The organism is Streptomyces sp. bgisy100 (genome assembly GCF_057709105.1).
Genome location: NZ_JBYITE010000019.1, coordinates 62,183 through 74,131 on the forward strand (window position 1 = coordinate 62,183; position 11,949 = coordinate 74,131).

Sequence of the window (11,949 nt, forward strand, 5' to 3'; positions counted from 1 at the left end):
GCCCGTCACGAGCAGGCCGCCAAGAGCCCAGTGACGAGCGAGCCGTCACGAGCGAGCCGTCACGAGCAGGCCGTTACGAGCGAGCCGTTACGAGCGGGCCGTCCCCTTCGGGAACACCCGGTCCTTCTGGTCGGGGACGACCGAGCCGTCGGGGCGCCGCACCGGGCCCTCGACGCCGTCGGTGTTCATGTAGCCCTCGGTCGCACACCGGTAGGGCGCCGACTGCCGCTTCTTCGGCTCGATGAACATGGGGTTGACGATCCACCGCCGGTCGGCGTTGTCGTAGGCCCGGCACATCAGCTCGGTCTTGTTCCGGTTGATGACCAGGTGACCGGCCGTGGCGTCGTCGACGAAGGTGACATCGGTCTCCGCGTCCCCCGCGCCGAAGGCGATGCGGTGCGCCGGGTCCTGCTGCCGCCAGGCCTCGGCCCCCTTGATGCCGTAGATCCCCTTGTTGATCCAGCAGCGCTTGCCGTCCATGTAGGTCAGCGCCTCGCCGCGGGTGTCGTCCTTGACGTCGCCGCACCCCTGGACGCCGGTGGTGAGACGGCCGTCCCGCACGACGTTGCGGATGCCGATGACGCGGTTCTTCGTGAACCCGGCGCCGGGAGCCCAGGCGCGGACGATCGGCTCGGCGGAGGCGGAGACCACCCACACGTCGAACCCGGCCTTGCGGAGCGTGCGGATGAGATCCAACTGCTGCTCGTAGTAGCGCACATAGCCCGCCCAGTCGTGCGTGCCGACCTTCTGCACGGAGCCGACGGGGGCGGCGAGGTTCTCGGCGCGCGCCTTCCGGGCGAACTCGGTGAGCCGGGCGGGGCTGTGCCCGGCGAAGAGCTGGGTGATCCAGACGTACTCGGGCACGGTCCGCCGGTGGTTCCACACCCCGCTGAAGGCGGTGTCCCCGGCCGAGGTCTTCGCGCCCTCGTAGATGTCGAGGATCTCGTCGGTGCAGCCGGTGTCCGTCGAGGTCGGCAGCGGACGGCCGACCGGGACGGAGGTGCCGCAGGCCCGGGTGAGCGCGCGGTGGGCGGCCGCGGTCATCCACTTGTTGGTGGCGCGCCAGCTCGTCGGCTGGAGGATCTTGTCGTGCTTGAGCATCCAGGCGAGCGTGGCGTCGGAGATGTCGTTCTTGACGATGGTGTTGTCCCAGTCGAACGCGGCGACGGGTTTCCCGGCGCCGCTGCGGGACTTAGCGGAACACGAGCCGCGCTCGTCGATCATCCGCTGGAGCTTCGCGCGGTTGCCGCCGTACCAGGGCAGATCCTTGCTCAGCTGCGGGCACTCGGCCCGGGAGGTGCGCGGTGACGAGGCGTCATGCGCCGCTGCCGTCCACGGAAGTCCGACGGTGGCGGCGAGAGCGAGTGCGAGACCCGTCGTGACCGGCCTCAGAACCTGCTTGCGGAGCATGGGACCTCCTGGGCATGGGGGCGCGTCGAGCGCGGAACCCGTGAAGAAAGGTTTCGGCGTCGATCACGGACCTTATCCGGCAGGACGGCCTCCGCGTAGCCCCCGAAGCCGGGCATGCGGGGCGTGGTGCGGCATGTCCCCCTTGCGGCTGCGCCCCGGCCGGGGCTCCGGCGGCTCCTGCGGGCCCGGCCGCGCACACCCTCCGGAGCGGGGGCGCACCTTCCGGCGCCAAGGTGCAGCACGGGCCCTAAGGTGTGTCGTCCGGCGCGCCGACGTGCGTCTCCGGCCCCGGAGGGCGTCGTCCGGCGCCCCGGGGCCGTCCCCGCCTGCCGGCCTCTACCTGCCTACCGCCAGGGCGACCGCCGTCGGCGGCGGGCCAGCAGCGCGTCGACGGAGAGCACCGATGCCCCCGCGAGCAGCAGCGGGAGCCACGCCATCAGGTAGATCAGGTCGTTGCCGTAGTAGTACGGCTGGGTCTGCCAGCTGACCGTCAGCCAGAGGCTCAGCGAGATCAGCGCGCCGCCCAGGGCGGCGAGGCGGGCGAGGACGCCGAGCAGGGTGCCGATGCCGACCGCCAGCTCACCGGCCGCGATCGCGTATCCGAAATTGGCCGGGCTCTTGAGGGCGAGATCGACCATGGCCGGAATCGCGGCGTTGTCCCGGGCCGAGCGCATCATCTCGCCGACCGAGCCGGACCCGCCGGCCGCGAAGAAGCCCGGGTCGGTCAGCTTGTCCAGACCCGCGTAGATGAAGGTGACGCCGAGGAAGACCCGCAGCGGCAGCAGTGCGTACCGGGAGGCCACCGCCCGCAGCGTCTCCGGGCCGCGCCGCCCGTCCGGCCCTCGTGCGATCACGCGGTCCAGATCCGTATGAGCCATACCGTCCGCCTCCTCGGTGCCGTGCAGGCACGATTCTCCCCACGCCTGAGGACTTCTGCGAGAGGTACGAACGGGGCTCCGCGAGGGTTCAGTCCGAGCGGCATCGTGGCTGCTCGTGCCGGTGCCGGGCCGGGGCGGGTGGGGTGTGGCGGGGCAGCGACGGGCGGAGCGGAGCGGGGCACGGTGGAGCAGGGGCTGAGCGGGGGCGGCGGCAAGGGGGATGGATCACCAGGGCCGGACGGACCGAGCCGGTGCGCGGCGCACCCGCCTCCCGGCCGGGCGCGGTGCCAAGCCGCCATCCGGCCGGGCGCGGTGCCAAGCCGCGCCTCCCGTCCGGGCAGCGGTCCCAGGCCACGCGACCCGGACGGGCACCGCCCTTGCCGATCCGGCCCACGCAGCTGCCGACGCAGCTGCCGCGACGCGCCTGCCGCCCGCCCCGGAGAAGGCCGGCTCAGCCGTCGGCCACGTCGATGGTGCAGCGGTTCGTCTCGGCACCCGCGGCGGTGATCACCTGGACGTCCACCCGTCCCGGTTCGACCTCCGCCGGGACCGGGACCGTCAGCACCGCGTCCGTGGGGTTGCCGAAACCGCCGGCCACCGGGACCAGCGGCACGTTCACATGCACGGCGCCGATCCGTACCACCACCCGGGCCAGCGCCTCCGGGGTCGCCGCGCCCGGCGGCACGAAGCCGCTGCCCCGGATCTCGATGTCCTCCCCGCGCCGGATGGGCCCGTCCAGGTCGCCGGCCTCCCGGGACCGGACGACCGACAGCACGACCGGCCGCCCGCCCTCCGACCAGACCGCGGCCAGATACGTCGCGGCGGAGACGGCGACCAGGACCGCGACCGTCCACGGCAGCGCGGGCAGCCGCTGCGGCTCGCGCACCAGCAGCACCGCGGCGACCACCGCCGCGGCGCCCGTCACCAGCAGATACTGCACATCGGCGAAGCTTCCGCGGCCTCCGTCGTCGGACACCAGGTCCCTGATCCGCGGCCGGGCGGCGGCGACCTTCTGCAGCCGCTTCGCCCGCACCCGCTGCCGGACCACGGCCGTCACCGCGACGGACAGCAGACAGCTCAGGGCCACCACGGTCAGCAGTGCGGCGCCGTGGCCGATGCGCAGTCCGTCGAGCGGCCGGGACCGGCCGCCGGAGACGGCCAGCCGCCCGGCCGGTACGAGCACCGCGGCCACCGCGACCAGGGTCCAGAGCGCGGCGACCGCCCGGGACGTCGAGAGCCGGTTGTCGTCGCCGACCAGCGGCCCGAGGAAGCCGCCCCGGCCGCGGCGCTGCCACATGCGGCCCTCCGCCCGGCCGAACTCGGCGACGGTGCGGGCGGACCGCGTCAGCTCGTCCGCGACCCACTGCCGGGAGGCCCCGGCCGAGTGGACGAGCGCGCCGGGCACCCCCTGTCCGGCCGCCAGCTCCTCACGCCGGCGGATGAACGCGGCCACCGCGCGCCGGTGCCCCTCACGGGCGCCGTACGGGCAGGCACCGCAGGAACAGCTGCCGCCGTGGCCGCCCTCCGGCAATCCATCTCTCGCCGTCTCCACGGCCATGGGACAACCCTGCCTCTCTCGCCGCACACGCGCGGCAACGCCCGGTCACCGAGAGGGAATTGTGCCGCAATCGGCACGCTTCGGACGCAGGATCAGCCCAGCAGATCGGGCTCGCTGCGGGTGATCTGCTGCCACAGGGGCTGGTAGTTGATCCATGCGACGAGATCGTTCCCGAGCTGCTCCCGGGTGTGCAGGGCGCTCTCGTGGTCGATCCGGACGGGCTTGCCCGCCGCCTTCGCGGTCAGCTGCACCTGGCAGGACCGCTCCATGGTGATGAACCACCACGCGGCGGCGTCGACCGAGTCGCCGACCGTCAACAGGCCGTGATTGCGCAGGATGACGGCCTTGTGCGGGCCGAGCGCGCTCGCGATCCGGCGCCCTTCCTCCTCGTCCACGACGACGCCCGTGTAGTCGTCGAACAGGGCGTGGTCCTCGTAGAAGGCGCAGACGTCCTGAGTGATCGGCTCCAGCAGCTCGCCCAGCGAGGAGAGGGCACGGCCGTAGGTGGAGTGGCTGTGCGCGGCGGCGACGACGTCCGGCCGGGCCCGGTGCACTTGCGAGTGAATCGCGAACGCGGCCTGGTTGACGTGGAAGCGTCCCTCGACGACCTGGCCCTCGTGGTTGACGAGAATCAGATCGTTCACGGTGATGTGCTTGAAGGACATTCCGAAGGGGTTGACCCAGAAGTGGTCGGTGAACTCCGGGTCCCGGGCGGTGATGTGCCCGGCCACTCCCTCCTCGAAGCCGAACCGCCCGAAGAGCCGGAGGGCGGCGGTGAGCCGTTCCTTGCGGTGGCGCCGCTCGTCCCCCAGCGACGCGTGGGTCGGCGGCATCGCGAACTGCAGCTGGTCGGTGGGTATCGGCGTCGGCTCCGGCATCGCGGCTGAACCTCCTCGTCCATGGCGTGTGCCAGGGAAGCTACCGCCCGGTACCGCAGGAGACCAGGGCCCGGACGGGCTCTCACCGGATCCGCACCTCGCCGGGGCCTTCCGAAGCCGCGCGGGGCGGAGCCACAGGCATGACGGAGCCCGGCACCACCACCTGTGCCGGGCTTCAGGAGGCGAGCTCGGTGCCCGGCTCTACAAGGTGTCGAAAGCGGCGAGGTCGAGGTCGATGTCGAAGGGCACGGTCAGCTTGAGCCGGTCGTGGTGGATGCCCGCGAGACCGTAGGCCTTGGTGCCGCCGTCCAGCTCGTAGACGTAGACCACCGGGCGGCCGTCCTCGCCCTTCTCCACCCGCCAGAAGTGCCGGATACCGGCCTGGGCGTAGAGCTGCGGCTTGCGCTCCCGGTCGCGCTTCTCGGAGTCGGGCGACACGACCTCGACGGCCAGCACCACGTCGGAAGCCTGATGGGCGGTGAGATCCGGCCCGGTCGCCGCCTCCGCGCGCACCACCGAGAGATCGGGCTCCGATCCCTGCCTCCGGTCGATGACCACGGTCATCTCCCGCCGCACCCGGAGCCGCTCGGGAACCGTGGCACGCAGTCCGTGTTCCAGCAGGTACATCGCCAGCGTATGAAACGCCCGCTGTGGACTCGCGAAGACCAGGCTCCCGTCGATCAGCTCGGTGTGCGGCGGGAGGCCGGGCAGGCCGAAGAGGTCGTCCACGGTGCAGCCGTCCCTCGGTGGTTCCGGCCGGCGCGGAGCGTGCGACGGCACGGACCGGCGCGGTGGTTCGTCGGACGTGGTTCCTCCCCTGGCGGGATTCTCGGCCGTACGGCCGGCCTCCCCAGGCCGAACGACGACGCCGCCACTCAAACGAATGAGCGACGGCGTCGGCGTTGTCGGCTAGCGGGAGGTCACTCCCACTCGATGGTGCCCGGGGGCTTGCTCGTCACGTCGAGGACGACGCGGTTGACCTCGTCGACCTCGTTGGTGATCCGCGTGGAGATCTTCGCCAGCACCTCGTACGGCAGGCGCGACCAGTCGGCGGTCATGGCGTCCTCGGAGGAGACCGGTCGCAGCACGATCGGGTGGCCGTAGGTGCGGCCGTCGCCCTGGACGCCGACCGAGCGCACGTCGGCCAGGAGCACCACGGGGCACTGCCAGATGTCGCGGTCGAGACCGGCCGCGGTCAGCTCCTCGCGGGCGATGGCGTCGGCGTCGCGCAGCAGGTCCAGGCGATCCTTGGTGACCTCGCCGACGATCCGGATGCCCAGGCCCGGGCCGGGGAACGGCTGCCGCTGGACGATCTCCTCCGGCAGGCCCAGCTCCTGGCCGACCATCCGGACCTCGTCCTTGAAGAGCTTCCGCAGCGGCTCGGTGAGCTGGAACTGCAGGTCCTCGGGGAGGCCGCCCACGTTGTGGTGGGACTTGATGTTGGCGGTGCCGGTGCCGCCGCCGGACTCGACCACGTCGGGGTAGAGGGTGCCCTGGACCAGGAACTCCACCGACTCGCCGTGCGCGCCCGCCTCGGCGACGATCTCCGAGGCCGCCTTCTCGAAGACCCGGATGAACTCCCGGCCGATGATCTTGCGCTTCTCCTCGGGGTCGGAGACACCCTTGAGCGCGTCGAGGAACTGCTGCTCCGCGTCGACGACCTTCAGCTGCACGCCGGTCGCGGCCACGAAGTCCTTCTCGACCTGCTCGGACTCGCCCTTGCGCATCAGCCCGTGGTCGACGTAGACGCAGGTGAGCTGCGAGCCGATGGCCTTCTGGACGAGGGCGGCGGCGACCGCGGAGTCCACCCCGCCGGACAGCCCGCAGATGGCCCGCTTGTCCCCGATCTGCTCGCGGACCGCCGCGACCGACTCCTCGACCACGTTGTGCGTGGTCCAGTTCGGCTCCAGGCCGGCGCCGCGGTAGAGGAAGTGCTCCAGCAGCTGCTGGCCGTGGGTGGAGTGCAGCACCTCGGGGTGGTACTGGACGCCGTAGAGCTTCCGCTCGTCGTTCTCGATCGCGGCGACCGGCGCACCGTCCGTGGTCGCGGTGACCGTGAAGCCCTCGGGGGCGGCCGAGCAGGCGTCGCCGTGCGACATCCACACCGGCTGCTCGCCCGGGGTGCCCTCGAAGAGGGTGGAGCCATTGCGGGTGACGTTCAGCGGAGTACGGCCGTACTCGCGGCCGCCGGTGTTGTCGACCGTGCCGCCCAGGGCCAGCGCCATGGCCTGGAAGCCGTAGCAGATGCCGAAGACGGGGACGCCCGCGTCGAAGATCTCCCGGCCCAGGTGCGGCGCACCCTCGGCGTAGACCGAGGACGGGCCGCCGGAGAGGATGATCGCCTTCGGGTTCTTGGCGAGGATCTCCGCCACCGGCATGGTGTGCGGGACGATCTCGCTGTAGACCCGGGCCTCACGCACCCGGCGGGCGATGAGCTGGGCGTACTGCGCGCCGAAGTCGACGACCAGGACCGTGTCCGGTGCGCGGTCGGCGTCGGGGGCGGCGGGAGTTCCCTCCGGCGAAGACGAGGGGCGGGTCGCTGATGGCACTTCGGCGGCCTTCCGGCGGTGTCGTACAGGGGTGGTGCCCCCGAGTCTAACGGGGGCGGGAGGCGCGCCCTCCCGTCTCATCATCCGGGCCCTCCCGGGAGGTGCGGCCGCGGTCGGGCATACTGGCTCCCATGCATCAGCACACGACGTTCGTCTTTACCTATGGCACCGGCCCGTCCGGCTGCCATGGTCGTGCTGCTTGAGCCACTGACAAGCGACTTCCCAGGCGCCCCGGGCCGATACAGGCCCGGGGCGTTCTGTCTTTTCCGGTCCTGACGGCTCGGGGCGGCGAGCACCCCGAGGAGACACCGATATGAGCACCGTCACCACCACCCCCGCACCGGCCCCCACGCACGGCCCGGCATCCGCGGACACCGGAGCCGGGACCGACGAGGCCGCCGCCCTGATCGGCGGGGCCCGGGACCGGATCGACGATCTCGACGGCCGGATCATCGGCCTCGTCCAGGAACGGATCGCCGTCTCGGAGGCCATCCAGCAGGCCCGGATGACCTCCGGCGGCCGGCGGGTGAACCTCTCCCGCGAGATGGAGATCCTGAACCACTACAGCGGCCAGCTGGGGAAGCCGGGCACCGCGCTGGCGATGACGCTGCTGGAGCTGTGCCGCGGCCGGGTCTGAGGGCGTACGTCCGCCCCGGCGACCCGGTGGGCCGCCGGGGCCCGCGGCCGGTCCCTCCCGACCCCGACCCGGGCCCGGGCCCCGGGCCCCGGCTCCCGGCTCCCGGCTCCCGGCTCCCGGCTCCCGGCTCCCGGCTCATGATCGAAGGGAGGTCGTACGGCAGGCGCCACAGGTCACCCGTACGGCGCGTGACCGGGCGGGCGGCCCCTTCGTTGAGTTCGGTGTCCGTGCCATCCAGGGGCGGTCAGCGAGAACCACGCGTGGCTCCGCCCCTGTTCGATCGGGCCCGTGGCAACAGGGCGGAATCACCGGAGCGTGTGACGTGCCGAGCGGCTTGGCTCAGGACTGACCCAAGCGGTGTGCGTCGTGGGACCACGCTCCGGTACGTGACCGGTCGGCAGGGGACAGCAGCCCGGTCACGGCCTCCAAGGACGGCCGGTTCCCGGGGACGCCCGGGCGCCGGCCGCTTCCGTGTGCCGTCACGCCCTCACCCCGCCCTCACCCCGCTCTCCCCCGCTCTCGCCGCACTCCGCACCGTACTCCCGCCCGCCCTCCTGCGCCGGAGCGCGTACGAACACCGGCCGCCCGGCTCCCGCACCCCTCCTGGATGCGGCGGAGCAGGCGCACCGCGGGCATCAAAGGCACCCCGCGGGAATGTGACCCAGATCACTTGAAAGTCGAAGTATCTTCGCACAACCCTTCGGATCCTTTACGGGTCACTTATCTGCACACGCACGGCCCTACCGCGCTCCCCCAACCGCGACGGCCTCCCCATGACGGTGCTGCCACCCATGCAGCACTCCGGACCCCGAAGAGGTCTCATGAAGCTCCGCCGCGCCCTGGCGACGGCTGCCGCAACGGCCGCCATCGTTCCCGCCGCCCTGCTCGCCGCCCCCGCCGCGTTCGCGACCGACGGCAGCGAGACCCCGGACCCCGCCGCGTCCACCTCGACCGCGCCGGCTCCGGAGAGCTCCACCTCCACCGCTCCGGCCCCCGAGGGCAGCACCAGCTCCGCGCCCGCGCCCGCGAGCAGCTCTTCGTCGGCCCCCGCGCCGTCCAGCAGCGCGCCGTCCAGCAGCTCCTCCGCCACCACCGGCGCGACGGACAAGCCGAGCGCCACGGCCACCACCGGGACCGAGCCCACGGCCGGCTCCACCGACGGCCCGCTGGAGTGCGACGAGAGCGACGAGCCGCAGATCGACGACAGCCTCGTCACCGGCTTCTCCGGACTGCCCTCGAAGATCGTCGCGGGCAGCGGCTTCCACCGCTTCCGGCTCGACGTCTCCAACGCGTCGGACTCCGCCTACCAGCGCGTCGACCTCGGCGTCTTCGCCGCCCAGATCGACGAGGACACCTGGGGCGTCGGCAGCGGCCACCTGACGCTCCAGTACCGCGACCCCGAGTCCGGTGCCTGGCAGGACATCTCCCTGAACGAGAACGACGAGGGCGCGGGCTACCTCGGCTACACCGACGTGCGGCCGCACGAGTCCTTCTCCGTCGACCTGCGGCTGAGCGTGGACGCGTCCGCCCCGGCCGGGCTGGGCTTCGCGATCAGCATCGGCGCCTACGCCAACGACAAGGGCGAGTGCGTCTACGCCGCGGGCAAGAGCTACTACGAGTTCGACATCCTCGCGGCCGGTTCGAAGCCGGGTGAGATCCCCGGCGCCGAGCCGAAGCCGCAGGGCGGCAGGAAGCCGATCCCGGCCAAGCCCGCCGGGAACACCGCGATCAACCCGAAGGGCCACCTGGCCGAGACCGGCGCCTCGTCGCTGCTGCCGACGATCGCCACCGTCGGCGGCGTCGCGATGGTCGTCGGCGCGGGCGCCGTCTTCGTGGTGCGCCGCCGCCGGACCGAGGGCCCGGTGAGCGCCGCGTAAGCGGACTGCTCCCGGCCACGCCGGAAGGGGCCGCACCGGAGGGGGGTGCGGCTCCTTCGTCGTTCCGTCGGGTTCGCCGTTCCGTCGGAGGGCGGCGAACAGCGGCGGGGGGCGGTCGGTCAGCGCCGCCCGCCGCCCCCTGTCGCCCAAGCCCCGGCCGGGTTCCCACTCAAGCGTCCCTGGCCGGGCGCCCACTCAAGCGTCCCTGGCCGGGCGCCTCTCAAGCGTCCGCGACCGGGCTCCCGCTCAAGTGTCCCCGCCCCCGCGCCGCTCAGGCGTCCGCCGCCGGAGCGCCCTTCTTCGGCGGCACCGCGGGCACCGGCAGCACCGGCAGGCGCAGCGCGCCGAAGGCCGCCTCCGGCACGACGGGGGACTTCGGCTCGACCGGCGCCAGCCGCACGTACGCCTCGCCCGGCGCCGGACGGGTGTCCTCCTCGCCCTTGTTGGGCCACAGCGACATCGCCCGCTCGGCCTGGGCCGTGATGGTGAGCGACGGGTTCACGCCGAGGTTCGCGGAGACCGCCGCACCGTCCACCACATGGATGCCCGGGTGCCCGTACAGCCGGTGGTACGGGTCGATGACCCCGTGGTCCGCGTCCTCGCCGATCGGGCAGCCGCCCAGGAAGTGGGCGGTGAGCGGGGTGCCCATGAGCTCGCCGATGTTGCTGCCCGCGAAGCCGTTGATCTCGTCGGCGAGCAGCCGGGCCGCCTCCGCGCCCTCGGGAATGTGCGACGGGTTGGGGGCGCCGTGGCCCTGCCGTGCCGTCAGCAGCCCCTTGCCCGGACCCTTCTCCTTGCGGTACGTGGTCAGCGAGTTGTCCAGGGACTGCATGACCAGCCCGATGATGGTCCGCTCCGACCAGCGGCGGTTGGACAGCGAGCGCACGGTGAGCAGCGGGTGCCGTACGCACTTCCCGGCGTACGCCAGGACGCGCGGCGCCCGGCCCCCGTGCGGCACCTGGAGGACCGTGAGCGCGCCCATCGAGTTGGAGCCCTTGCCGTAGCGGACGGGCTCGATATGGGTGTTCTCGTCGGGGTGGATCGACGAGGTGATCGCGACGCCCCGGGTGAAGTCGGTCCTCGGCTCGCCGGTCTTCCGGCGGTAGCGGCGGTCGTCGGTCATCGCGCCGACCACGGCCTCGGAGTTGGTCCGCGTCAGATGGCCGAGCCGCTCCGAGATCCGCGGCAGCAGGCCCTTGTCCTGCATGGTGTGCAGGAGGGTCTGGGTGCCGTAGGTGCCGGCGGCGATCACGACCTGGCCGGCGCGCAGGGTGCGGACCCGGGTGCCGCGCTTCCGCTTGCGGTCGGTGGGCACGGTGGAGACCAGGTAGCCGCCGTCGCCGTCCTCCCGGACCGCGAGCACGGTGGTCATCGGGTGAACGACCGCCCCGGCCTTCTCCGCGAGGTACAGGTAGTTCTCGTTGAGGGTGTTCTTCGCGCCGTGCCGGCAGCCGGTCATGCACTCGCCGCACTCGGTACAGGCCCGGCGGGACGGCCCGGCGCCGCCGAAGTACGGGTCCGGGACCTCGGCCCCGGGCTTCCCCGTCGCGGTGCCGGGCTCCTCGCCGCTGACGGCGTCCTTCCCGTCCCCGAAGAAGACCCCGACGGGCGCCATGTGGAAGGTGTCCCCCACGCCCATCCGGTGGGCGGCGGCCTGCAGATGGACGTCGGAGGGGGTGACCGTGGGGTTGAGCCGTACGCCCAGCATGCGCTGCGCCTGGTCGTAGTACGGCTTCAACTCCTCCTGCCAGTCGGTGATGTGGCCCCACTGCGGATCGTCGAAGAAGGGCTTCGGCGGGACGTAGAGGGTGTTGGCGTAGTTCAGCGACCCGCCGCCGACCCCGGCGCCTGCCAGGATCATGACATTGTTGAGCAGGTGGATCCGCTGGATCCCGTAGAGGCCCAGCGCCGGGGCCCAGAGGAAGTTCCGGAGGTCCCAGGAGTTCTTGGGAAGTGCCTCGCGGGTGTAGCGGCGGCCGGCCTCCAGGACGCCGACGCGGTATCCCTTCTCGGTGAGGCGGAGGGCGGTGACCGACCCGCCGAAGCCGGAGCCCACGACGATCACGTCGTAGTCGTGGGCCGAGTTCTCCTGTGACACTGGTACCTCCGTTGGAACGTGCAGGTCGGCGCGGGCCCCTCGGAGGGCCTTGCACGGTGCCCGC

9 protein-coding genes are annotated in these 11,949 nt (G+C 72.5%); 2 read left to right on the forward strand and 7 right to left on the reverse strand.

The window, feature by feature from the left end:
- Window positions 1–87 precede the first annotated feature (87 nt).
- From AC3EQ1_RS15540 to guaA, 6 genes are all read right to left on the reverse strand, one after another.
- Window positions 88–1,410: an HAD family hydrolase gene (locus AC3EQ1_RS15540; protein ID WP_432094893.1), complete on the reverse strand. Its 1,323-nt coding sequence runs from the start codon at window positions 1,408–1,410 to the stop codon at window positions 88–90.
- 344 nt (window positions 1,411–1,754) lie between these two features.
- Window positions 1,755–2,288: a DoxX family protein gene (locus tag AC3EQ1_RS15545; RefSeq protein WP_432094894.1), complete on the reverse strand. Its 534-nt coding sequence runs from the start codon at window positions 2,286–2,288 to the stop codon at window positions 1,755–1,757.
- A gap of 451 nt (window positions 2,289–2,739) precedes the next feature.
- Window positions 2,740–3,846: a hypothetical protein gene (locus AC3EQ1_RS15550; protein WP_432094895.1), complete on the reverse strand. Its 1,107-nt coding sequence runs from the start codon at window positions 3,844–3,846 to the stop codon at window positions 2,740–2,742.
- Window positions 3,847–3,938: 92 nt separating this feature from the next.
- Window positions 3,939–4,724 carry a class II aldolase/adducin family protein gene (locus tag AC3EQ1_RS15555; protein WP_432094896.1) on the reverse strand — a complete coding sequence of 262 codons (786 nt, stop codon included), beginning with the start codon at window positions 4,722–4,724 and terminating at the stop codon, window positions 3,939–3,941.
- Window positions 4,725–4,925: 201 nt separating this feature from the next.
- Window positions 4,926–5,504: a Uma2 family endonuclease gene (locus tag AC3EQ1_RS15560; RefSeq protein ID WP_432094897.1), complete on the reverse strand. Its 579-nt coding sequence runs from the start codon at window positions 5,502–5,504 to the stop codon at window positions 4,926–4,928.
- Window positions 5,505–5,644: 140 nt separating this feature from the next.
- On the reverse strand, window positions 5,645–7,354 hold the full coding sequence (gene guaA / locus AC3EQ1_RS15565; protein ID WP_432094929.1) for a glutamine-hydrolyzing GMP synthase: 1,710 nt from the start codon (window positions 7,352–7,354) through the stop codon (window positions 5,645–5,647).
- Window positions 7,355–7,586: 232 nt separating this feature from the next.
- On the opposite strand from guaA, the gene AC3EQ1_RS15570 reads away from it, so the two are divergent.
- Both AC3EQ1_RS15570 and AC3EQ1_RS15575 read left to right on the forward strand, forming a co-directional pair.
- On the forward strand, window positions 7,587–7,910 hold the full coding sequence (locus tag AC3EQ1_RS15570; RefSeq protein ID WP_432094898.1) for a chorismate mutase: 324 nt from the start codon (window positions 7,587–7,589) through the stop codon (window positions 7,908–7,910).
- Between the two features lie 821 nt (window positions 7,911–8,731).
- Window positions 8,732–9,787 (forward strand): LAETG motif-containing sortase-dependent surface protein, encoded by a 1,056-nt coding sequence (locus AC3EQ1_RS15575; protein ID WP_432094899.1) that lies wholly within the window; start codon window positions 8,732–8,734, stop codon window positions 9,785–9,787.
- Window positions 9,788–10,058: 271 nt separating this feature from the next.
- On the opposite strand, the gene AC3EQ1_RS15580 is transcribed toward AC3EQ1_RS15575, so the two are convergent.
- Entirely contained in the window at window positions 10,059–11,885 is a 1,827-nt protein-coding gene (locus AC3EQ1_RS15580; protein ID WP_432094900.1) for a GMC oxidoreductase, read from the reverse strand.
- Window positions 11,886–11,949: the final 64 nt, after the last annotated feature.

Bases quoted from the DNA above. Each gene is read 5' to 3' on its own strand.
- AC3EQ1_RS15540 (WP_432094893.1), bottom strand. From the start codon at position 1,410: ATGCTCCGCAAGCAGGTTCTGAGGCCGGTCACGACGGGTCTCGCACTC.
- AC3EQ1_RS15545 (WP_432094894.1), bottom strand. From the start codon at position 2,288: ATGGCTCATACGGATCTGGACCGCGTGATCGCACGAGGGCCGGACGGG.
- AC3EQ1_RS15550 (WP_432094895.1), bottom strand. From the start codon at position 3,846: ATGGCCGTGGAGACGGCGAGAGATGGATTGCCGGAGGGCGGCCACGGC.
- AC3EQ1_RS15555 (WP_432094896.1), bottom strand. From the start codon at position 4,724: ATGCCGGAGCCGACGCCGATACCCACCGACCAGCTGCAGTTCGCGATG.
- guaA (WP_432094929.1), bottom strand. From the start codon at position 7,354: ATGAGACGGGAGGGCGCGCCTCCCGCCCCCGTTAGACTCGGGGGCACC.
- AC3EQ1_RS15570 (WP_432094898.1), top strand. From the start codon at position 7,587: ATGAGCACCGTCACCACCACCCCCGCACCGGCCCCCACGCACGGCCCG.
- AC3EQ1_RS15575 (WP_432094899.1), top strand. From the start codon at position 8,732: ATGAAGCTCCGCCGCGCCCTGGCGACGGCTGCCGCAACGGCCGCCATC.